This window comes from Salinispora pacifica DSM 45544, assembly GCF_000378845.1.
Taxonomy (GTDB): domain Bacteria; phylum Actinomycetota; class Actinomycetes; order Mycobacteriales; family Micromonosporaceae; genus Micromonospora; species Micromonospora pacifica.
Window position 1 is genome coordinate 2,416,610 of record NZ_KB905359.1, and the last position, 20,256, is coordinate 2,436,865.

Below are 20,256 nucleotides of genomic sequence, written 5' to 3' on the forward strand. Positions count from 1 at the left end.
TGCCCGGCGTGGTCGGCCCCCGCTGGGCAGCACCAGCCGGTGGAGGTCAGCGTCGACGGACGCGGTGCAGCCGGAACGGCTTGCGGGCGGCCCGCACCACCGCTGCCGGGCGGGGTGGCTGGGCCAGTGAACCGGTGGGGAGTGCCGGGCCGGCCAGCGGATCGCCAGCGGGAACGAGGCGGTTGAGCGCGCAACCGACCGCCGCCCAGCGGGCCACGAGGTCGGCAGCCGAACCTGGTGCGTTCAACCGCTTCGCCGCAACCAGCGGCGCGCTGGTCTCCCAGTCTTCGGTACCGGGCAGCAACCGGGTCACCTCCGCCGGCCAGGTGACGATCCGGCCGCCGTGATCGCCCCGCAGCGTGACCTCCGCCCGCCGCGCGTCGGCGAGCCCGGGAGCGGACTGCTCCCCCGGCCCGCTGACCACGAGGAGCGCGCCCGCCAGGGGCACACACCAGAGCGCGGATGCCGGGGCGTCGGCGACGCCGACCCAGGCGATGCCCGCCTTCTTCAGCGCCTCGTCAACCAGCAGGTTGCTGCGTCGTACCGCGTCACTCACCCCCGCATCCTCCCGCACCGACCGCTGGTCCGCACCCGTGGTCGGGGGTTGACGCAGCTCCGGTTCGTCGTCGCGGCAGCGACCGCACCGCCCGCAGCGACCGCGCCGCCCGCGCCGCTCAGCCGACGAACGGCGGGATCACAATCTTACCCCGGGCCACCGGTACCACCCGGCCGCTGACGGTGGCACCGAGGGCGGCCCCATCCGTCGCGGTAACCGTGCAGGTCAGCGCGGATGGTCGGTTGATCTCGCTGCCCTGGCGGACGGCGTAACCGGTCCGGCCAGTACCGGGTAGCAGCCCACTGGCCACCAGCCACACCCCCAGTCCCAGGGCGGCCGACCCGGTCGCTGGATCCTCCGGCCCCCCCAGCCCGGGGACGAAGACCCGGGTGTGCGCGGTCCGCGACTCGGCATCCCAGGAGAAGACCGCGACGTGCTCCACGCCGTACCGCTGTGCGGCCCCCGAATTCAGCTGGGCGCGGGGCACCGCGTCCCGACGCACCGGAAGGAACGGAAACTCCAGACCGCAGCCGGCCACCCGGGGCCCCGGCCCGGCCTGGTCAACCGCAGTGAGGCCAACCAGTTCCAGCAGCGGTCCCGGATCCAGCTCGGGGCCGAGCGTCGGCGTGCCTCCGGTCAGCGTCGCACCGGTCGCATCCACCTCGATCGGCAGCACACCGGCGCCGCACTCCTGCCGGACCGAGCCGGTGGCGAAGAGACCACGCCGGCTGGCGGTGACCGCCGCGCCAACACTTGGATGACCGGCGAACGGCAACTCGGCAGCCGGGGTGAAGATCCGCGCCCGATAGGTAGCGTCTGCCCGGGTTGGTGGGAGCACGAACACCGTCTCGGAGAGGTTGAACTCCAGTGCGAGTGCCTGCATCTGCTCCGTGGCCAACCCCTGGGCGCCAAACACCACCGCCAGTGGGTTACCGGCGAAGGGGCGATCGGTGAAGACGTCCACGATCTCGTAATCCAGGGTCGACATGCTGATAGACAATAGGCACCTAGGCTGGTCTGCGTGAGTACGCCGACCCGGGTCTACATCGCCCGGCTCGCCGGAGTCGCCGTCTACGACCCCAACGGCGACCAGGTGGGCCGGGTCCGCGACGCGGTAGCTCGGCTACGGGCCACGAAGCACCCGCCGGAGGTGGTCGGCCTAGTCGCTGAGATGCCGATGCGGCGGCGGATCTTCCTCTCGATCAACCGGATCACCTCGATCGATCCGGACGCCGTGGTTCTCGGCACCGGCACCCTCAACCTACGCCGGTTCGAGAAGCGCCCGAACGAGCTGCTCGTTCTCCAGGAACTGCTCGACCGCCGGGTGCAGATCCACCCGGACGGGGTGGCCGGGGTAGTGGTGGATGTCGCCATGGAGGCGACCCGCGACGAGTGGACGTTGACGCGAGTCGCGATCCGCGAGCACACCGGCCGGCTCACCCGCCGCGGCAACCTGCGCCAGCTCGAGTGGGACCGGGTTCGCGGGTTGAGCGGGATCGCCGACAACCGGGGCACCGCCAACCTGCTGGCGGTCCTGGAGGAGATGCGCCCCGCGGACCTGGCGAACGCCCTGCAGGACCTGCCCGACGAACGGCGCAACGAGATCGCTGCCGCCTTCGACGACGAACGGCTGGCCAACGTGCTCAGCGAGTTGCCGGAGCACGACCAGGTGGAGGTCCTGGCCGCACTGGACCGAGAACGGGCCGCGGACGTACTGGAGCAGATGGACCCGGACGACGCCGCCGACCTGCTCGGCGCGTTACCGCCACCGGAGCAGGATGTCCTGCTCGACCTGATGGAGCCGGACGAGGCCGATCCCGTACGCCAGCTCCTCAAGTACACGCCGGGCACGGCCGGGTCGGTGATGACCTCCGAACCGGTGATTCTGCCCCCGGACGCCACGGTGGCCGAGGCGCTGGCCCGAATCCGCGAGCCCCAGCTCTCCCCCGCGGTAGCCGCCCAGGTCTTCGTCACCCGGGCGCCGCTGACCACACCGACCGGCCGCTACCTCGGAATCGTGCACTTCCAACGGCTGCTGCGGGAGCCGCCGGCTGACTTGTTGGGCGGAGTGGTGGTCAACGACATCGACCCGCTGCGGCCGGTCACCCCGCTACCTGAGATCACCCGCCGGATGGCCACCTACGACCTGGTCGCCATGCCGGTAATCGACCGCAGCAGCCGGTTGGTGGGCGCGGTCACCGTGGACGACGTGCTGGACCATCTGCTGCCTCGGGACTGGCGGGACCGGGACGCGCGGCCGTCCACCCCGGTCGGCACCGGCGAGTCGTCGGACGGTACGGATGGTTGAGCGGCGGCGGCCGGAACGGTTGGATCAGCCACGCGAGGTCCGGCGCGTCCAGCTGCCCCGGTTCGACCCGGAGGCTTTCGGCCGATGGTCGGAGGCGATCGCCCGGGGGATGGGCACCGCCCACTTCATCGTCTACATGACGGTGGTGATCGCCGCCTGGTTCAGCTGGAACACGCTCGCCCCCACGCATCTTCGGTTCGACCCGTACACCTTCACGTTCCTGACCCTGATGTTGTCGTTGCAGGCGAGCTACGCGGCTCCGTTGATCCTGCTCGCGCAGAACCGCCAGGCGGACCGGGACCGGCTGGCGCTGGAGGAGGACCGGCGTCGGGCTACCGCCCAGAAGGCCGACACCGAGTACCTGGCCCGGGAGATCGCCGCGCTCCGGAACGCGATGGGTGAGGTCGCCACCCGCGACTTCCTCCGCTCCGAGCTGGCCCGGCTCGCCGAGGAGCTGGACGACGCCGCCCAACGCCGGTTGCGCCGGCAGCACCGGGCCCCGGGGCAGCCGGTTGACGGGGACGGGCTCGACGAACCCCGGGATGAGGTGGAGACCAATCCGGCCGGCGACGGCCGCACCGGCGCCGGGAACGGGTGACCGTCGTCGCTGCCACCCAGGGCGGCGCCGCATCGTCGCCGACGTAGCATTGCCGTCATGTCTGCACCAGCCAATACCGTCTCCGACGCGATTCAGGTCGCCCTGGCCACTGTCAACGACCCGGAGATCCGCCGTCCCATCACGGAGTTGGGGATGGTCCGCTCCGCGGCGATCGGCGACGACGGCGTGGTTCAGGTTGAGCTGCTGCTCACCGTCGCCGGCTGCCCGCTGAAGGAGAAGCTGCGCTCGGACATCACGGCCGCCGTGGGCACGGTGCCGGGGGTGACGGGGGTGGAGATCGAGTTCGGCGTGATGAGCCCCGAGCAACGCAAGGAACTCCAGACCAGGCTACGCGGCGGCGGCACCGACCAGGAGCCGGTGATCCCGTTCGCCCAGCCCGGCTCCCGTACCCGGGTGTACGCGGTGGCCAGCGGTAAGGGCGGCGTCGGCAAGTCCAGCGTGACGGTCAACCTGGCGGCGGCGCTGGCCGCCCGGGGGCTCTCCGTCGGGGTGGTTGACGCGGACATCTACGGCCACTCGGTGCCGCGGATGCTCGGGGCCGAGGGGCGACCCACCCGCGTCGAGGACATGATCATGCCGCCCGAGTCGCACGGGGTGAAGGTCATCTCGATCGGGATGTTCACCCCCGGCAACGCCGCAGTGGTGTGGCGGGGCCCGATGCTGCACCGGGCCCTACAGCAGTTCCTCGCCGACGTGTACTGGGGCGACCTGGACGTGCTCCTGCTCGACCTGCCCCCGGGCACCGGAGACGTGGCGATCTCGCTGGCCCAGCTGCTGCCCAACGCCGAGATCCTGGTGGTCACCACGCCGCAGACCGCCGCCGCCGAGGTGGCGGAGCGGGCCGGCGCGATCGCGTTGCAGACCCACCAGCGGGTGGTCGGCGTCATCGAGAACATGTCGTGGCTGGAGCTGCCGGACGGCACCCGAATGGAGGTTTTCGGGGCCGGCGGCGGCCAGGCGGTCGCCGATTCGTTGACGAAGGCCGTTGGTGCGCAGGTGCCGCTACTCGGTCAGGTCCCGCTCGACACCCGAGTCCGCGAGGCCGGCGACGAGGGCAACCCGGTCGTACTCGCCGAGCCGACCGCCCCCGCCGCTGCGGCGCTGGGCCAGGTCGCCGACCGGCTCGCGGTACGACGCGAGTCACTGCTCGGCAAACCGCTGGGCCTCAAGCCGGCCGGCAGCTAGCTCGAACTGGTCGGGCCGCTCGGCAACACCCAGCGGGCCTCTTGCCGGGCGGCCCGCCGGTCAGTCGGTCAGGCGGGTGGCTGGGCCCGCCGGTCAGGATCAGGCGAGCCCGTAGGTCGCCGACCTCGGCTGCGGTCAGGCCGTTCATGAGGAGGTAGTCGGGCATCGTCAGGGCGGCGACCGTCGAGCTCAGCGATGCCTCGATGGTGGTGTTCCGAGTCGCCAGGAACTCCGTCACCGCGACGAGTTGGTCTGGGTGACCAAGCTCGGCGTAGCGCTGCCGCATCCGCTCGTAGGAGAGCAGGTAGTCGGCGACGATCTCCTCCGGCGTCGCCTCCGCCAAGGTCAGCAGCACCAGCGCGAGCAGCCCGGTCCGGTCCTTGCCGCCGGAGCAGTGAAACAGCACGCAGCCCGGCGCGGCGGTGCTGATCGCCCGGACGGCGGCTGTCACCCGCTCCGACTGCTCGGTCAGCATCGCCGGGTAGTACAACGGTGACGCCAGGTTATCGATCTTCTCCCAGTGCGCGTAGAAGGGTGTGCCGACCGGTTCGAGCGGCACCCGCACCGTCGTAATCCCCGCTGGTCTGGGCGCGCTGTCCGGCCCGTACTCGTCGGCGTTTCGCAGATCGACGACCGTGCGAACCCCGTACGCCCAGGCGGCCGCCCACCCCGCCGCGCTCAGGTGGTTCGGCTCGGCCATCCGGACCACCGCGCCCGGCCGTACCCGCCCGAGCCCGCCCAGTTCCCGAGCGTTGAGACAACCGTCCCAGAAGAGCTCCCTGCCCCGCGCCGCCGTCGGGTCATCGCCGTCGGCACGGACGAGCGGCGTCGATCCACAGTCGATGCTAGTCATGCCACGGCACCGTAGTTCGACCCCACCACCAAACCCCGGCGAGGTGTCCGTCAGGTCGCGCCGTCAGTTGCCGGTCGCGCCGCCGCTACTGGTCGCGTCGTCGGGTCAGGTCGCGTCGTCGTAGCTGACCCGAGGAGTGGGCGCGGGCAGGGTACCGCCGGTCGTCCGGGCCGGGGGGTTGGCTGGACGGCTTGTCGGGTCAACGGCGGTGGCGACGTCCTTCAACTCCTCGCGCACGCTGGTGACATCGGCCCGCAGGTTGTCGTAGACCCCCTGCAGCGGCTTCCGAATCGCCGCCTCATCCTCCTCGCTGAGCAGGTGCTTACGAACGAACGCCTTCGGATGCAGGTCCTGGAGCTGGATGTCGGTGCCCAGTTCCCGACTCAGGTCAGTGGTGGCGTTGGTCGCCATCCGGCGCAGGTTACGCACCATCCGCAGACCGTCACTGATGACCGAGGGCAGCCGGTCACCGAAGATCAACAGCGCCAGGAGCAACAGCGCACCGATCTCCCACCAGTTCAGGTTGTCGAACACCGCACGACCCTCCCTTCGGCCTCAGCGCAAGCCTACGCACGTCACAGGCTAGCTCGGCAGGGGGCCGAGCGGCTCACTTCGCATCCGCGACCAGGGTCACCGAGGCGTTCCGCCGCGACGTGCCACGCCGGTACTCCACCACCACCACGGAACCGGGTGCGAACTTACGGACCAGGGCGATCAGGTCCGTCGGCCCGTTCGTCGGCCGCCCGTTGAGCGTGACGATCACGTCATTCGCCCGCAGCCCGGCGCTGGCCGCCGGACCGGAGGGCTCCACCGAGACCAACCGCACCCCCACCCCGGCGCCCACACCCCCGCCGCCCACCTGGGCGCCGATCACCGTACGACGGGCCTTGCCGGTGCCGATGATGTCCTGGGTGATCCGCTTGGCCTGGTTGATCGGAATCGCGAAGGCGAGCCCGATGTTGCCGGCCTCCTGCCCCTCGGCGACCAGCGACTTGATCGTGGAGTTGACCCCGACCACCCGGCCGGCACCGTCCACCAGGGGGCCGCCGGAGTTGCCGTGGTTGACCGCCGCGTCGGTCTGGATCGCCGCGTAGTAGCGGGTGGGGCCGCCCGGTTCGCCCGCCTGCATCGTCCGGTCGAGGGCGCTGATGATGCCGGCGGTGACCGTGTTGGCCAGGGAGAGCGGCGACCCAATGGCCAACACCGGATCACCGACCGCGAGCGCTTCCGAGTCACCGAACGCCACCGGACGGAGCCCTTCCTTCGCGACCTTGATGACCGCGATATCGGACTCCGGATCCTGACCGACGAGGGTGGCCGAGGCGGAGCTGCCATCGTTGAAGACCACCGTGGCCGGCCCGGTCGCGCCCGCCACCACATGGTCGTTGGTGATCACGTAGCCGTCGGTGGTGGCGATGAAGCCGGAACCCTCGCTCGTCCCGTCGGGCACCGCCACCCGAACCGTGACCACGCTCGGCAGCACCTGCTCGGCCACCCCGGCGAGCGACTCCGGCCGGCGCTGGGCCAGCTCCGGCGGCTGGATCGGGGCACCACCGAGGACCGGGGCGGTGCCACCGCGGATCGCGAACGCGTAACCGAGCGCACCCCCCAGCGCACCGGCGAGCAGGGCCGTCACCAACGGAATGATCAGCAGGTGCCGCAGTCTGGGACGGGCCGAATCCGGGTCGGTGACCGGCTCCGGCTCGGCGCCGGGAACCGGCGCGGCGGGCACGACCACCGCCGCCGGCGCCATCGGATCCCGCCACGGGTCGGCCAACGCGTCAGACCACCAGGGCGAACCCGGGCCGCCCGGCGGAGGAGGAGCCGACGACGAGCCCGCCGCTGTGGCACCCGTCCCGGGCTGGCGCCGGTCCCAGCCATCGGTCACGTCGCTGCCTCCCACTCGTCCCGGGCCCATCCGTGCCAGCCACGCTCGACCGGTCGCACTCGTTCGGACACCGCCTCCAGGATTGCACGGAAGCCACGGGTGGAGTCATGGCTACCCACCGTGATCGTCGATGTGTGGGACGCGCGGCTGCGCCCCGTGCACATCGCCTCTAGGCTCACAGTGCCCCACTCACCCCTGCGGGGCGCGTTCCGGTCATGCTGCCGCAGCACCCGGAGCCCGCTCTGACCCGAACGCCGTCCGGAGGTGTCCCATCGCCACGGTCGCCAATTCCGGCTCTTCGGCCCAGGCTCTGCAACTCGCCGAGTCATACGTGACCGAGGATCTCGTACTGCGCACCGCCCGCGCCCTCGCCCACGAGATCGGCCTAGAGGCGGTGACCCCCGGTGCGGGTGCCGCCCTGCGGCTGCTGGCCGCCGCGGGCAACGCCCGCGCGGTGGTGGAGATCGGCACCGGCACCGGCGTCAGCGGTGTCTGGCTGCTGCGCGGAATGCGCCCCGACGGGGTACTGACCACGATCGACGGTGAGATCGAGCATCAGCGCATCGCCCGCCGGATCTTCACCGAGGCCGGTTTCCCCGCCGGGCGGAGCCGGATCATCACCGGCCGGGCGCTGGACGTGCTGCCACGCCTCGCCGACGGCGCGTACGACCTGGTGTTCGTTGACACCGAGGCGACTGGCTTCGCCACCTGCGTGGAGGCCGCCCACCGGCTACTCCGACCGGGTGGAGTACTCGCCCTCAACGGCGCCCTGGCCGACGGCCGGATCGCCGACCCCGCCGCCCGGGATGTGGAGACGGTGACCACCCGGGAGACGATCAAGGCGATCCGGGAGTCCGAGTACTGGATTCCCGCCCTGCTCCCGGTCGGCCACGGGCTACTCACCGCGGTGCGCAGCTAGGCATCCGGACGCCCGGATCGCCATCGACCCACGTCAGCCGAGCGTGTCCAGCCAGCGCAGGAGCGAACGGACACCCCAGCCCGTGGCGCCCGGGGTCAACTCCGCGTCCGCCCCTTCCGACCAGGACGGCGCCGACATGTCGACGTGCACCCACCTGTCCCGCAGCTCGCCGAGGAACTCGCGCAGGTAGAGCGCCGCCACCACCGACCCAGCTCCCTGGGCCGGCGCGCTGTAGAGATCGGCGAGATCGCTGCTGAGGTAGTCGACATAGTCGGTCGGCAACGGCATCCGCCACGCCGCTTCACCGGCGGCGTTGACCGCCGCCAACAGGTCCCCGGCGAGACGGTCGTTCTCGCTGTACAGGGCGCCGGTGCGCTTGCCCAGCGCCACCGCGTTCGCACCGGTCAGCGTGGCCAGATCGACAACCAGGTCGGGCTGGTGTTCCCGTACGGCGTAGGCGAGCGCATCGGCGAGGACCAGCCGGCCCTCGGCGTCGGAGTTGGTGGTCTCGCTGGTAACGCCGCCGTAGTGACGGATGATGTCGCCGGGTCGGAACGCGGCGCCGCTGACCATGTTCTCGGCGAGCGGGGCGAGGGTGGTGACCCGGACCGGCAGCCGCCGCATGGCCGCCCCCAGCGTGGCCGCCACCACCGCCGCCGCGCCGGCCATGTCCTTGCGCATGAGCTTCATGCCGTCCCGGGATTTGATCGAGATCCCCCCGGTGTCGAAGGTGATCCCCTTGCCGACCAGCACGACGTGCATCCGCGCCCCGGCCGGCCGCCAGTCCAGCTCGACCAGCCGGGGACCGTTGGCGGAGCCGCTGCCCACCGCGACGATCCCGCCGAAGCCCTCGGCGGCCAGCTCATCCGGTTCCCGGACCCGCAGGTGCAGGTCGGGGAGGTCGGCCGCGGCGTCGGCCACCTGCCCGGCGAACCAGCCCGGGTTCTTCACCGACGAGGGCATGTTCACCAGGTCGCGGGCGAGTCGGGTCATCTCCGCGGTGGTGCGGGCGCCCGCGACCACGTCGGCGTACTCCGCTGGATCCGGCACCACCAGGTCAACCGCGGCCAGGGCGGGCGCGGCCTCGTCGGCGCCGAGCCGGAACCGGTACGACGCCAGCAGCAGCCCCTCCACCAGCCCCCGTACGGCTGCTGGGTTGGTAGCCGTAGGTAGCGGGAGCGTGACGTGCTCCCCGCCTGCCGCCGCTCGGGCGAGGGTGGCCCCGGCCGTCCGCCAGGCCGCCTCGTCCCCGGCCCCGATCCCGAACGGGAGCAGGCGGGCCGGCACCCGTTCGGGTCGAAGCTGGGTCCAGGTCTGACCGGCATCGCCGCGCAGTCGCGCGACCGGCAGCAGCGCGGCGAGTTCGTCGGCGACCCCGTCCGGCAGGGCCGCCGCGACGGGCACCGGCTGAGCTGACGGTTCCGCCTCGCCAGCGGGTCGGACGGGCAGGGCCAGGACATCGAGCCGCTCGGGCTCAGCGATGAGACGGATGGCGAGCACGCGACGCCGTACCTTCCAGGAGAAGCCTGCGGAGCGACGTCCGCAGGACAGGAAAAATTCTGCAGGCGGCTGCCGGGTCGGTGGGTCACCTGACGACCAGCGGTGGCCGCCCGGAGTCCCGGGTGGCCACCGACTCGCCGTCCCGTTTTCAGCATGCCTACGACCACCGGCGAGCGAACACCGGTGGATCAGGAGGCGGACGGACCGTCCACGCGAGGCGCGGACGGTCCGTACTCAGCCGGCAGCCGCCCTCAGCGCATCACCGAGCGCGTTGGCCTCGTCCGGAGTCATCTCGACGACGAGCCGGCCACCGCCCTCCAGCGGGACTCGCATGACGATGCCCCGGCCCTCCTTGGTGACTTCCAGCGGACCGTCGCCCGTCCGCGGCTTCATCGCCGCCATGTTGTCTCCCCTCAGACCTGAACCAGGGTCGGTGGGTTGCCCCACAGCCACTTCGCCACGACCACCCGCACCTTCACCGGGGTGTCGACCAACGATTTTCCCTGATGAACACCGCCGGACCCAAACCGAGGCAGTATTGATGTAACAGAACCTAGCTTATCCCGAGAAGGCCTGTCACAATGTGCGGTCATGCAGGCACGGTCAGCACTCTTCGACCTGTACGGTGACCACCTCCGGCCCCGTGGTGGCCGCGCACAGGTCGCTGCCCTGGTCAAGCTGCTGGCACCCCTGGGCATCGCACCGCCAGCAGTACGGACGGCGGTCTCCCGGATGGTGCGCCAGGGCTGGCTCGAACCCCTCCGAATGGTCACCGGGCCGGGCTACGCGATCACGCCGAAAGCCGCACGCCGGTTGGACGAGGCGGCCACGCGGATCTACCGCACCGGCAAAACTGGCTGGGACGGGCGCTTCGACCTGCTCGTCCTGGCGGCACCGACCGCCCGCCGGGAACGGCAGCGCCTCGCCGCGAACCTGAGCTTCCTCGGCTACGGCACGCTTGACGAGTGCACCTGGGTGGCCACCCGACCGGGCGAGGGCGTGGACCTGCTCCTTGACGAGGCAGGGGTGCGCTACGAGCGGTTCACCGCCGCGCACGCCGCCGGCACCCCGGGGGCGATGGGCATCGTCCGCCGCGCCTGGGACCTGGCCGAGATCGGCCGGGCATACGAGCAGTTCGTCACCGAACAACGGGCGCTGCTCGCCGGAGTCACCGTACGCAGTCCCGACGAGGAGGCGTACGCCGCCCGGTTCCGACTCGTGCACGCCTGGCGCACGTTCCTGTTCCGGGACCCACAGCTGCCGCTGGCGCTGCTTCCCGAGCGCTGGCCGGGCACCGCCGCCGGCAGCTTCTTCGACCGCCACGCGGCCCGGCTTCGGCCGGCCGCCGACCGCTACGTCGAGGCCTGTCTCGACGCCGGTAACCGCATCACTGGACAGAAGGGTCATTTGACACCATGACCGAGCCACTCCTCATCGACCGTACCGACGCCGTCGTAACCCTCACCCTGAACCGCCCCAAAGCCATGAACGCATTCGACACGGCGCTGAAGGAGGCGCTCCGGGACACCCTGGCCGAGCTGGAGAACGACCGGAGCTGCCGAGCGGTGGTGCTGGCCGGGGCGGGCGGTTCGTTCAGTGCTGGTCAGGACCTGCGCGAACACGTGCGGACGCTGGAGTCCGGCGAGGGCAACCCGCTCGACACCGTGGGAACGCACTACAACCCGATCGTCGCCCGGCTGGCGGGACTGGCCAAACCCGTCGTCGCCGCCGTCGGCGGCATGGCCGCCGGGGCGGGTGCCTCGCTGGCCTTCCTCGCCGACATCCGCGTCGGTGGACCCTCCACCAGCTTCCTCATGGCGTTCGCGAAGGTTGGGCTCGCCGCCGACACCGGCGCCTCGTGGACACTGCCCCGGCTCGTCGGCCACGCCAAGGCTGTCGAGCTGCTGATGCTCGCCGAGCCGGTACGGGCGGCGGAGGCTCACCAGCTCGGCCTACTCAACCGGCTGGTCGCGACCGACGAGGAGGTACTCCCGGCGGCGCAGGAGTTGGCCGCCCGACTGGCGGCTGGCCCGACCGTCGCGTACGGGGCGATCAAACGACAGCTCTCCATCGCGGACGCGGGCACTCTCGCCGACGCCCTGGCCGCCGAGGCGCAGGCTCAGTCGATCTGCGGCGCCACCGCCGACCACCGGTCCGCCACCATGGCCTTCGTCGCCAAGCAGAAGCCGGTCTTCGAGGGCCGCTGACAGTGCCCGGTCAGTCGTCCTCCTCCGGGTCCTGGTTGGCCTCCGCACCGAGGACGAACGCCTGCATGGCCAGCTCGTCACCGGACGGCCAGACGAATGCGGGTAGCTCGCCGGGGCCCAGTTCCTGCACGTAGGCCCAGAACTCCCGAACCGCCTCCGCCGGCGACACGGCCTCGATCGGCAGGTTGAGACTGACCATCCAGGACTGCCGCGGCGGGGGCGGGCCGAGTTGGTCGGCCAGCGCCTGGAAGGCCATCGGGTCCAGCGGGGTGACCGGCCCATCGACCATCAGGGATTCGGCCGACACCGGCGTGTCGAAAGACCGTCGGGTGTAGGTGATCACCAGCCGCGGCTCGACCTGATCCGTGCGCGGGCCCTCCGGGCGCAGGTCGCCGATGTCGGTGACCCGACCCAGCGCGACCAGCCTCGACGGCGCATCGGCGAGCACCGCGACCTGGTCGCCGAGGCGCGGCCGGGTTCCCTCGGCACCGACTAGCTCGAACGTGTCATGGTGCACGAGCCGCTCGGCCTCGTACCGCCCCGGTGGCAGCAGCACCGCCCAGGTGTCCGCGCCGTCGGTACGGGGTGTCCGGTCGGTCCGGTCCGCGGTGTCCGTCGTCATGCGCTCCATCTCATCACGTCGCCACCGCCAGCTGGCACGTGGCAACCAACGAGATGGTCGTCGACCATGCCGGTGGCCTGCATCAGTGCGTACGCGGTGGTCGGGCCAACGAACCGGAAGCCCCGCTTCTTCAACGCCTTCGCCATCGTGGTGGACTCCACGGTCAGCGCCGGCACCTGCGCGAACGAGGCCGGTCGGGAGCGCCGCGGTGGCGGCGCGTACGACCAGAGCAGGGCGGAGAGACCGGCCGGAAGTTCCAGCGCGACCCGCGCGTTGGAGATCGCCGCCTCGATCTTGGCCCGGTTGCGGACGATGCCGGTGTCACCGAGCAGCCGGGCGACGTCCGCCGCGGAGAACGCGGCTACCGACTCGATCCGAAACCCGTCGAACGCCTCCCGAAACGCGGCCCGCTTCCGCAGGATGGTCAGCCACGACAGCCCGGACTGGAACGCCTCCAGCGTCACCCGCTCGTAGAGGGCGTCGTCGCCATGCAGCGGGCGGCCCCACTCGGTGTCGTGGTAGACGGCGTAGTCGGGCGTGCCCGCCCCCCAGGCACAGCGAGGCGAACCGTCAGCGCCGATCACGAGGTCAGTCACGCGTCAACGCTACGGCACCCCACCGACGCACCGACACGCCCGGCCCGGGCAGATCAGGGAAGACGGCCCTGTTCCACCCGCCGCCCGAATCGCCGGAGGGCCCGCGTCAGGCCGACCTTCGATCCCGGCCACAGGAAGGGCCACACCACCCGTCCGGCCGCCCCGCCCGGCAGTTGGAACCACTCGTGCCAGACGACCTGGGTCCGCTCTCCGGCCAACGGGGTGCACCGCAGCACGCCGGGGCCGCGCAGTAGCTTCCCGCAGTGAACCACGCGCACCTCGTACGGTGCGTCTACCCGGACCACCCGCATCTCGTCGCGGAGTGTGGCCGGCCCGACCGCGGTGACCGCCTCGACCAGGCTGCCCTCGCCACCGTCCCCCTCGACCACCCGGACCTGGGTGAAGGGGATCCACTCGCTCTGTCGTTCCCAGGAGACCAGCGCCGCGAAGACCCGCTCGGCCGAAGCGTTGACGATCACCGCGGCGGTAACCTCGCCGGCTCCCGGCCGCGCCACCTCGCGCAGGTCAGCGCGGTCCGGGGTGGCCCGCTCCTCGGCGCCGTCCCCCACCGTCACACCGACTCCGAGCGGGCTGCCGAGTCCGCCGCGCCCGGCCCGGCCCGGTCCGCCGAGCCAGCCGTGCTCTCGCCGCCGGACCGAGCCTCGGGACCGGACCGGGTCTCGTCAACGGTTTGCGCATCGGAACGTCGCCCGACCTCGCCACCGAGGCGGGCCTCGTCCGCCGACTCGTCAGCGGTCTCGGCAGCCGGTGGTCGGGACCGCTGCGCCACGCCATCGGGCGGGTCAGCGGTGGCCCCGGAGTGCGCTCCGGCGGCCTGCCTGCGGGCGCGCAGCAGCGTCTCCGCATCGGCGTTGCGCCCCTCACGCAACGCGGTGACCTCTGCCTCCAGCACCCCGATCAGCTCCGTCTTGTAGCCAATGTCGTACGCCGCCCGGCGCATCGCCTGGTCGACCTGAGCCATGCGGTACCCGCGCAGCGCGGTGTCGAACCGCACCTGGCCAATATCGGACTCGCACAGCGGGCGAGTGCTGGGCAGGGGCACCGCTGCCCCGTCCGGCTCGACTGGCGCAAGACCCGAATCCCGGTCGGTGACCAGCACCGCCACGCCGAAGACCACCGCCGCGACGGTGAGCGCCGCGACCAACAGGAGCAGAACCTGACCCATGCACCAGATCGTGGCATGTCAACCGGGCGGGGGCGACCCCACCACCCCGGATCCCCGGTGAGCAGGCGAATTGACCACCGGTCCGGCCGACTCGGTGGGCACCGACTAGCGTCGGGACGGCCGGGAGGTCCGGCGACACCCTCAGGAGGCGGGATGGCGAACGCGCTGCGGCTCGGCCGACGTACCTTCGGCCCAGGTGAGCTCGGAGTCATGGCGATCGTCAACCGCACCCCGGACTCGTTCTTCGACCGGGGCGCGACCTTCGGGCAGGAGAGCGCGCTGCGCGCGGTGGAACGCGCGGTCGCCGAGGGCGCCGACATCATCGACATCGGCGGGGTCAAGGCCGGCCCCGGCGCCGAGGTCGATGTGGCCGAGGAGATCCGCCGGACCGTGGCCACCATCGCCGCGGTCCGCGCCGCCTTCCCCGACGTGGTCATCTCGATCGACACCTGGCGGGCCGAGGTAGCCGTGGCGGCGGTGGCCGCCGGTGCGGACCTGCTGAACGACACATGGTCCGGCACCGATCCAGCGCTCGCTCGGGTCGCGGCGGAGACCGGCGCCGGGCTGGTCTGCTCGCACGCGGGCGGGCTGACCCCGCGTACCCGGCCGCACCGGGTCGGCTACGACGACGTGCTGGCGGACGTGGTGGCGACCGTGACCGGCCTCGCCGAGCGGGCGGTGTCGCTGGGGGTACGGCCCGACGGCATTCTGATCGACCCGGCCCACGACTTCGGTAAGAACACCCACCACTCCCTGGAGCTCACCCGCCGCCTCGACGAACTCGCCGGGACCGGCTGGCCGCTGCTGGTCGCCCTGTCGAACAAGGACTTCATCGGCGAGACCCTGGACCTGCCAGCCGTCGAACGGTTGGAAGGCACCCTCGCCGCCACCGCGATCTCCGCCTGGCTGGGCGCCCGGGTGTTCCGGGCGCACCAGGTCCAGGCGACCCGCCGGGTCCTGGACATGGTGGCCACCATCCGCGGCGACCGCCCGCCCGCGTCCACCCGGCGCGGCCTGGCGTAACGCTCACCGTGGGCCCCGACTTGGCGTCGCCGGACGGTCAGGTCCAGCGCAGGATGTTCTTCCGCCACGCGTAGAGGATGCCCAGCGCCAGCACCGCCACGAAGATCGCCATCTCCACGACGGTGACCAGCCCGTAGCCACGCCGGTTGAAGATCACAGCCCAGGGGAAGAGGAACACCGCCTCGACCGCGAACAGCACATACAGGTAGGCGTACACGTAGTAACGGATCTGGGCCTGGGCCCAGTCACCGCCGACCGGGTCCAGCCCGCACTCGTAGGCAGCGCGCTTGCCAGGTGGCTCGGCAGGGCGGGCGGGGCGCAACACCCGGTTGGCCGAGAAGGCCGTCACGAAGAAGAGCAGACTGGCGAGGAGCAGGAGCCCGAGCGTCGCGTAGGAGCCCAGGTAACCGGTCACGGTGGCTCAGACTACCGGTCCGGCCCCCGGCCCGCATCCGTCGAGCCGTGGACGACGACGAGGGCCGGCCCCTGGTGGGGGCCGGCCCTTGTCGGTTGGTTGGGGGTCAGCTGGTGGAGTAGCCGCGGGTGGCGATCCAGTCGGCGAGGGCTTCGGTGGTGATCCAGTACTCGGCGGTGTTCGGGTTCGCCGAGTCGGCGATCTTCACCTGGTCGCCGGCGTCGCGGTAGCCGTTGACGGCGATGTAGTGGCCGCCGGCGAAGGAGTGGCTCTCGCCGTTGGTGTCGGTGGCGGTGCCGGCGATGTTGGCCACGACGGCGCGGCCGTCGTCGACGGTGCGGATGATGTCTTCGCGCAGGGTGTCGGTCTGTGTGGTGTCGGCCTCGGGGGTGGAGATCTCGACGCTGCGGTACACGTCGCTGCCGGTTTCGGTGTTCAGCACCGGGGTGATGTCGTTGATGGAGTCGGTGCCGGACTCGGTGGTGCCCATCCGCTCGGCCATCGAGTAGACGTCGATGTCCTTGTCCTGCACGGACAGGGCGTTGCGGGCGGCGGCGGGGCCGCAGTAGTAGAAGTTCGGCTGGGCCTCGTAGTCGACCGGGAGTACGCGGGTGCCGTCGCGCTGGCTTTGCGCGGTGGGCTGCGCGGTGGGGGCGGCGAAGGCGGCGGTCGCGGGGGCGGCGATGGCGCCACCGGTGGCGATCAGGCCAGCGGCGGTCAGGGCGGTCTTGCGAAGGATGTCGGTACGCATGATGATCGAAGCCTTTCGCTCGGGGGTGCCGCGGACGCGGGGGCGCGCCTACGGGTCGGGCGAGGTGGTTCGAGAAGAGATTCGAAAGAGGGGGTTGCGCCCGGCGGGGTGCTACTCGGGCGGCCCGAGGGGGGTAACCAACGCCGGCCCGGTGGCATTCCGGGGCGGGCGAACTACCGGCGTCCGGCGGTCCGGCGGGGCGCTCGCGGCTGCCCCGCATGGTTACGCCAGGTATAACCACGGGCCCCCACCACCGATTCCCCGGCGACGGTGACCCGGGCCACCCGACAAAACGTCAGATACCTCACATTCGATGAAACTACCAATCCGACCAAAACGCCTATTTTATCGGTAATCGCATCGCATTGGCGATAGCAACGGCGGCCACAAAGAGCCTTCCGGCCACCACCCCCCGCTCGGCCAACAGCCTTTGGGGCAGCCAACGAGCACCGGAGTCCACCGGCACCGAGACCGACGAAGCAATCGGGTGATCTGGATTACGACAGCCGGCCGAAAATAGCAATGAAACGGTCATCTACTCGCCAAATCAAGTCTCAGTCGACGGACCTCTCGAGCTGGCGTGGAGGTGATCCGACGTAGGCTCTCAGGTGAGAACCGACAGCAGGCCGGACAACCACACGAGGTGGGTCACGGCGGCGCGCCGAGGAGGCCATGTGACCGGGCAGGGCGAGGTCAGGAGCGAGTGCGGCGATCCGGGCGACCGTGCCGACCAGAGCGGGGTGCGGTCATGACCAAGAAGATCCGCCAACTGGACCGCGTGGTCATCCGCTTCGCCGGGGACTCCGGCGACGGGATGCAGCTGACCGGCGACCGATTCACCTCCGAAACCGCCCAACTCGGTAACGACATCTCCACGCTGCCCAACTTCCCCGCGGAGATCCGCGCGCCCGCCGGGACGCTACCCGGGGTGTCGAGCTTCCAGGTGCACTTCGCCGACTACGACATCCTCACCCCCGGCGACTCGCCGAACGTCCTGGTCGCGATGAACCCGGCCGCGCTCAAGGCCAACCTCGCCGACCTGCCGCGCGGAGCCGACATCATCGTCAACACCGACGAGTTCACCCGCCGTAACCTGGCCAAGGTCGGCTACCAGGCCAACCCGCTCGAGGACGACTCGCTCGCCGGCTACACGGTGCACCCGGTGGCGCTGACCTCGATGACCGTCGGGGCGCTCGCCGACCACGAGGTGTCCAAGAAAGACGCCGAACGGGCCAAGAACATGTTCGCGCTGGGTCTGCTGAGCTGGATGTACTCCCGGCCGTACGAGTCGACCCTACGGTTCCTGGAGCGCAAGTTCGCGACCCGGCCGGAGCTGGTCGGAGCCAACGTCGCGGCGTTCAAGGCCGGCTGGAACTTCGGTGAGACGACCGAGGACTTCGCGGTCCGGTACGAGGTCAAGCCGGCGAAGATGCCGCCCGGGACCTACCGGAACATCACCGGCAACGCGGCCCTGTCGCTCGGCCTGGTGGCCGCCGGGGTCCGCTCCGAGCTGCTGGTCTTCCTCGGCGCCTACCCGATCACCCCGGCATCGGACATCCTGCACGAACTGAGCAAGCACAAGCGTTTCGGCGTGCTCACCATGCAGGCCGAGGACGAGATCGCGGCCATCGGCGCGGCGCTGGGCGCCTCGTACGGCGGGGCGCTCGGCGTCACCACCACCAGCGGCCCCGGCGTGGCACTCAAGAGCGAGACCATCTCGCTCGCGGTGGCGCTGGAGCTGCCGCTGGTCATCGTGGACGTGCAGCGGGCCGGGCCGTCGACCGGGATGCCGACCAAGACCGAGCAGGCCGACCTGAACATGGCCCTCTTCGGCCGACACGGCGAGGCGCCGGTGGCGGTGCTCGCGCCGAGGTCCCCGGCCGACTGCTTCTACGCGGCGTTGGAGGCGGCCCGGATCGCGCTGACCTACCGCACGCCGGTGCTCCTGCTCTCCGACAACTACGTGGCCAACGGATCCGAGCCATGGCTGCTCCCCGACGTCGAGTCCCTGCCCGACCTGCGGGTCGACTTCGCCACCCGGCCCAACGGCGAGGACGGTGCCACCTTCCTGCCGTACCTGCGGGATCCGGAGACCCTGGCCCGGCCCTGGGCCGTCCCCGGCACACCGGGGCTGGAGCACCGCATCGGTGGGCTGGAGAAGGCCGACAAGACCGGCGACATCTCGTACGACCCGGCCAACCACGACTTCATGGTGCGGACCCGTGCCACCCGGATCGAGGCCATCCCGGTGCCCGACCTTGAGGTCGAGGACCCGGACGGTGACGCTCAGGTGCTGGTGCTCGGCTGGGGGTCCACCTACGGGCCGATCGGCGCGGCCTGCCGGGGCCTCCGCCAACGCGGGCTCTCCGTCGCCCAGGCGCACCTGCGGCACCTCGCCCCGATGCCGGCCAACCTCGGCGAGATACTGCGCTCCTACGAGCGGGTGGTCATCCCCGAGATGAACCTCGGTCAGCTCGCCCACGTGATCCGCGCCCGGTACCTGGTCGACGCGATCGGCTACAACCAGGTACACGGTCTGCCGTTCACCGCCAACGAGCTGGAGACGATGCTGGAAGAGGTCCTGAAGAATGTCTGAGCCCGTCGCCCTCAAGCTCACCGCGAAGGACTTCAAGTCCAACCAGGAGGTGCGGTGGTGCCCCGGCTGTGGTGACTACGCGATCCTCGCCGCCGTCCAGGGCTTCATGCCGGAGCTGAACATCCCCCGGGAGCGGATCGTCTTCGTCTCCGGCATCGGCTGCTCGTCGCGCTTCCCGTACTACATGAACACGTACGGGATGCACTCGATCCACGGGCGCGCCCCGGCGATCGCCACCGGCCTCTCCACCACCCGCCCCGACCTCTCCGTCTGGGTGGTCACCGGGGACGGCGACGCGCTGTCGATCGGCGGCAACCACCTGATCCACGCGCTACGGCGTAACGTCAACCTGAAGATCCTGCTGTTCAACAACCAGATCTACGGCCTGACCAAGGGGCAGTACTCCCCCACGTCCGAGGTCGGCAAGATCACCAAGTCGACCCCGGTCGGGTCGGCGGACGCACCTTTCAACCCGCTCTCGCTGGCGCTGGGCGCGGAGGCCACATTCGTGGCCCGCACCATCGACTCGGACCGCAAACACCTGCAGTCGGTGCTCCGGGCCGCCGCCGAGCACGAGGGCTCGGCCTTCGTGGAGATCTACCAGAACTGCAACATCTTCAACGACGGGGCCTTCGAACAGCTCAAGGGTCCCGCCACCCGGGACGACTCGCTGATCCGGCTGGAGCACAACCAGCCGATCACGTTCGGCCGGGACGGGCAGTTCTGCGTCGTACACCCGCCCGGCGGTTTCGGCCTGGAGGTCCGCGAGACCGCGGCCACCACGGCGGAGGAGATCGTCGTCCACGATGCCACCATCACCGACCCGGCGTACGCGTTCGCCCTGTCTCGGCTGCCGGGCCTGGACCTGCGCAACACCCCGATCGGGGTGTTGCGTTCGGTCCGACGACCGTCGTACGACAGCGTGGTGCAGGAGCAGCTCGACGCCGCCCGGGCGACGGTGACCGAGACTCGGGAGCAGCAGTTCGCCGGCCTGTTGCACAGCGGCGATACCTGGACGATCAACTGAGCCGG

General features: G+C 71.1%; 21 protein-coding genes and 1 pseudogene. 9 read left to right on the plus strand and 13 right to left on the minus strand.

What is annotated here, in order from left to right; translation table 11 throughout:
- Positions 1 to 46: 46 nt before the first annotated feature.
- Together SALPAC3_RS0110870 and SALPAC3_RS0110875 are read right to left on the minus strand one after the other, a co-directional pair.
- The gene (locus SALPAC3_RS0110870) at positions 47 to 556 is read right to left on the minus strand and encodes a hypothetical protein (RefSeq protein WP_018221272.1); all 510 of its coding nucleotides are present in this window, start codon (positions 554 to 556) and stop codon (positions 47 to 49) included.
- A gap of 118 nt (positions 557 to 674) precedes the next feature.
- Positions 675 to 1,544, minus strand: coding sequence for a PhzF family phenazine biosynthesis protein (locus SALPAC3_RS0110875; RefSeq protein ID WP_018221273.1), 870 nt, complete (start codon positions 1,542 to 1,544; stop codon positions 675 to 677).
- 33 nt (positions 1,545 to 1,577) lie between these two features.
- Between SALPAC3_RS0110875 and SALPAC3_RS0110880 the strand changes: the two genes are divergently transcribed.
- From SALPAC3_RS0110880 to SALPAC3_RS0110890, 3 genes are read left to right on the plus strand one after another with little or no spacing between them, the layout of a single operon-like run.
- Positions 1,578 to 2,864, plus strand: a complete 1,287-nt coding sequence (locus SALPAC3_RS0110880) for a magnesium transporter MgtE N-terminal domain-containing protein (protein ID WP_018221274.1) — start codon at positions 1,578 to 1,580, stop codon at positions 2,862 to 2,864.
- Positions 2,857 to 3,462 (plus strand): DUF1003 domain-containing protein, encoded by a 606-nt coding sequence (locus SALPAC3_RS0110885; RefSeq protein ID WP_018221275.1) that lies wholly within the window; start codon positions 2,857 to 2,859, stop codon positions 3,460 to 3,462. The genes SALPAC3_RS0110880 and SALPAC3_RS0110885 overlap by 8 nt, the downstream gene beginning before the upstream one ends.
- Positions 3,463 to 3,519: 57 nt before the next feature.
- Positions 3,520 to 4,668: an Mrp/NBP35 family ATP-binding protein gene (locus SALPAC3_RS0110890; protein WP_018221276.1), complete on the plus strand. Its 1,149-nt coding sequence runs from the start codon at positions 3,520 to 3,522 to the stop codon at positions 4,666 to 4,668.
- Between the two features lie 100 nt (positions 4,669 to 4,768).
- Here the strand turns inward: SALPAC3_RS0110890 and SALPAC3_RS25640 are convergent.
- The 3 genes and pseudogenes from SALPAC3_RS25640 to SALPAC3_RS0110905 all read right to left on the minus strand — a co-directional run.
- Positions 4,769 to 5,521 (minus strand): annotated as a pseudogene (locus SALPAC3_RS25640) (tyrosine-protein phosphatase); the annotation flags it as partial.
- A 105-nt stretch (positions 5,522 to 5,626) separates the two neighbouring features.
- Positions 5,627 to 6,055, minus strand: a complete 429-nt coding sequence (locus SALPAC3_RS0110900; RefSeq protein ID WP_018221278.1) for a twin-arginine translocase TatA/TatE family subunit — start codon at positions 6,053 to 6,055, stop codon at positions 5,627 to 5,629.
- A gap of 73 nt (positions 6,056 to 6,128) precedes the next feature.
- On the minus strand, positions 6,129 to 7,409 hold the full coding sequence (locus SALPAC3_RS0110905) for a S1C family serine protease (protein WP_080635253.1): 1,281 nt from the start codon (positions 7,407 to 7,409) through the stop codon (positions 6,129 to 6,131).
- A gap of 331 nt (positions 7,410 to 7,740) precedes the next feature.
- On the opposite strand from SALPAC3_RS0110905, the gene SALPAC3_RS0110915 reads away from it, so the two are divergent.
- Positions 7,741 to 8,328: an O-methyltransferase gene (locus SALPAC3_RS0110915; protein WP_018221280.1), complete on the plus strand. Its 588-nt coding sequence runs from the start codon at positions 7,741 to 7,743 to the stop codon at positions 8,326 to 8,328.
- 33 nt (positions 8,329 to 8,361) lie between these two features.
- On the opposite strand, the gene SALPAC3_RS0110920 is transcribed toward SALPAC3_RS0110915, so the two are convergent.
- Both SALPAC3_RS0110920 and SALPAC3_RS26960 read right to left on the minus strand, forming a co-directional pair.
- Positions 8,362 to 9,828, minus strand: coding sequence for a leucyl aminopeptidase family protein (locus SALPAC3_RS0110920; protein ID WP_018221281.1), 1,467 nt, complete (start codon positions 9,826 to 9,828; stop codon positions 8,362 to 8,364).
- Positions 9,829 to 10,062: 234 nt separating this feature from the next.
- Positions 10,063 to 10,230 carry a DUF3117 domain-containing protein gene (locus SALPAC3_RS26960; RefSeq protein ID WP_011904620.1) on the minus strand — a complete coding sequence of 56 codons (168 nt, stop codon included), beginning with the start codon at positions 10,228 to 10,230 and terminating at the stop codon, positions 10,063 to 10,065.
- Between the two features lie 189 nt (positions 10,231 to 10,419).
- Between SALPAC3_RS26960 and SALPAC3_RS0110935 the strand changes: the two genes are divergently transcribed.
- Entirely contained in the window at positions 10,420 to 11,247 is an 828-nt protein-coding gene (locus SALPAC3_RS0110935) for a PaaX family transcriptional regulator (RefSeq protein ID WP_018221282.1), read from the plus strand.
- Positions 11,244 to 12,035, plus strand: a complete 792-nt coding sequence (locus tag SALPAC3_RS0110940) for an enoyl-CoA hydratase-related protein (RefSeq protein ID WP_018221283.1) — start codon at positions 11,244 to 11,246, stop codon at positions 12,033 to 12,035. Before SALPAC3_RS0110935 ends, SALPAC3_RS0110940 begins: the two co-directional genes overlap by 4 nt.
- A gap of 10 nt (positions 12,036 to 12,045) precedes the next feature.
- On the opposite strand, the gene SALPAC3_RS0110945 is transcribed toward SALPAC3_RS0110940, so the two are convergent.
- From SALPAC3_RS0110945 to SALPAC3_RS0110960, 4 genes are read right to left on the minus strand one after another with little or no spacing between them, the layout of a single operon-like run.
- Positions 12,046 to 12,657: a hypothetical protein gene (locus SALPAC3_RS0110945; protein ID WP_018221284.1), complete on the minus strand. Its 612-nt coding sequence runs from the start codon at positions 12,655 to 12,657 to the stop codon at positions 12,046 to 12,048.
- Positions 12,654 to 13,253: a DNA-3-methyladenine glycosylase I gene (locus tag SALPAC3_RS0110950; RefSeq protein WP_018221285.1), complete on the minus strand. Its 600-nt coding sequence runs from the start codon at positions 13,251 to 13,253 to the stop codon at positions 12,654 to 12,656. The genes SALPAC3_RS0110945 and SALPAC3_RS0110950 overlap by 4 nt, the downstream gene beginning before the upstream one ends.
- A gap of 53 nt (positions 13,254 to 13,306) precedes the next feature.
- Positions 13,307 to 13,828 (minus strand): SRPBCC family protein, encoded by a 522-nt coding sequence (locus SALPAC3_RS0110955; protein WP_018221286.1) that lies wholly within the window; start codon positions 13,826 to 13,828, stop codon positions 13,307 to 13,309.
- Positions 13,825 to 14,439, minus strand: coding sequence for a DivIVA domain-containing protein (locus tag SALPAC3_RS0110960; RefSeq protein WP_018221287.1), 615 nt, complete (start codon positions 14,437 to 14,439; stop codon positions 13,825 to 13,827). Before SALPAC3_RS0110960 ends, SALPAC3_RS0110955 begins: the two co-directional genes overlap by 4 nt.
- 153 nt (positions 14,440 to 14,592) lie before the next feature.
- Here SALPAC3_RS0110960 and folP point away from each other — a divergent pair, with 153 nt between their 5' ends.
- Positions 14,593 to 15,462, plus strand: a complete 870-nt coding sequence (gene folP / locus SALPAC3_RS0110965; RefSeq protein WP_018221288.1) for a dihydropteroate synthase — start codon at positions 14,593 to 14,595, stop codon at positions 15,460 to 15,462.
- A 37-nt stretch (positions 15,463 to 15,499) separates the two neighbouring features.
- On the opposite strand, the gene ndhC is transcribed toward folP, so the two are convergent.
- Together ndhC and SALPAC3_RS0110975 are read right to left on the minus strand one after the other, a co-directional pair.
- Positions 15,500 to 15,877, minus strand: a complete 378-nt coding sequence (ndhC, locus tag SALPAC3_RS0110970; protein WP_018221289.1) for an NADH-quinone oxidoreductase subunit A — start codon at positions 15,875 to 15,877, stop codon at positions 15,500 to 15,502.
- A 106-nt stretch (positions 15,878 to 15,983) separates the two neighbouring features.
- Positions 15,984 to 16,628: a C39 family peptidase gene (locus tag SALPAC3_RS0110975; RefSeq protein WP_018221290.1), complete on the minus strand. Its 645-nt coding sequence runs from the start codon at positions 16,626 to 16,628 to the stop codon at positions 15,984 to 15,986.
- Positions 16,629 to 17,376: 748 nt separating this feature from the next.
- On the opposite strand from SALPAC3_RS0110975, the gene SALPAC3_RS0110980 reads away from it, so the two are divergent.
- Entirely contained in the window at positions 17,377 to 19,224 is a 1,848-nt protein-coding gene (locus tag SALPAC3_RS0110980) for a 2-oxoacid:acceptor oxidoreductase subunit alpha (RefSeq protein WP_018221291.1), read from the plus strand.
- Positions 19,217 to 20,251 carry a 2-oxoacid:ferredoxin oxidoreductase subunit beta gene (locus tag SALPAC3_RS0110985; protein ID WP_018221292.1) on the plus strand — a complete coding sequence of 345 codons (1,035 nt, stop codon included), beginning with the start codon at positions 19,217 to 19,219 and terminating at the stop codon, positions 20,249 to 20,251. The genes SALPAC3_RS0110980 and SALPAC3_RS0110985 overlap by 8 nt, the downstream gene beginning before the upstream one ends.
- Positions 20,252 to 20,256 lie beyond the last annotated feature (5 nt).

Bases quoted from the DNA above. Each gene is read 5' to 3' on its own strand.
- SALPAC3_RS0110875 (WP_018221273.1), bottom strand. From the start codon at position 1,544: ATGTCGACCCTGGATTACGAGATCGTGGACGTCTTCACCGATCGCCCC.
- SALPAC3_RS0110885 (WP_018221275.1), top strand. From the start codon at position 2,857: ATGGTTGAGCGGCGGCGGCCGGAACGGTTGGATCAGCCACGCGAGGTC.
- SALPAC3_RS0110890 (WP_018221276.1), top strand. From the start codon at position 3,520: ATGTCTGCACCAGCCAATACCGTCTCCGACGCGATTCAGGTCGCCCTG.
- SALPAC3_RS26960 (WP_011904620.1), bottom strand. From the start codon at position 10,230: ATGGCGGCGATGAAGCCGCGGACGGGCGACGGTCCGCTGGAAGTCACC.
- SALPAC3_RS0110935 (WP_018221282.1), top strand. From the start codon at position 10,420: ATGCAGGCACGGTCAGCACTCTTCGACCTGTACGGTGACCACCTCCGG.
- SALPAC3_RS0110940 (WP_018221283.1), top strand. From the start codon at position 11,244: ATGACCGAGCCACTCCTCATCGACCGTACCGACGCCGTCGTAACCCTC.
- SALPAC3_RS0110945 (WP_018221284.1), bottom strand. From the start codon at position 12,657: ATGACGACGGACACCGCGGACCGGACCGACCGGACACCCCGTACCGAC.
- SALPAC3_RS0110960 (WP_018221287.1), bottom strand. From the start codon at position 14,439: ATGGGTCAGGTTCTGCTCCTGTTGGTCGCGGCGCTCACCGTCGCGGCG.
- folP (WP_018221288.1), top strand. From the start codon at position 14,593: ATGGCGAACGCGCTGCGGCTCGGCCGACGTACCTTCGGCCCAGGTGAG.
- SALPAC3_RS0110975 (WP_018221290.1), bottom strand. From the start codon at position 16,628: ATGCGTACCGACATCCTTCGCAAGACCGCCCTGACCGCCGCTGGCCTG.
- SALPAC3_RS0110980 (WP_018221291.1), top strand. From the start codon at position 17,377: ATGACCAAGAAGATCCGCCAACTGGACCGCGTGGTCATCCGCTTCGCC.
- SALPAC3_RS0110985 (WP_018221292.1), top strand. From the start codon at position 19,217: ATGTCTGAGCCCGTCGCCCTCAAGCTCACCGCGAAGGACTTCAAGTCC.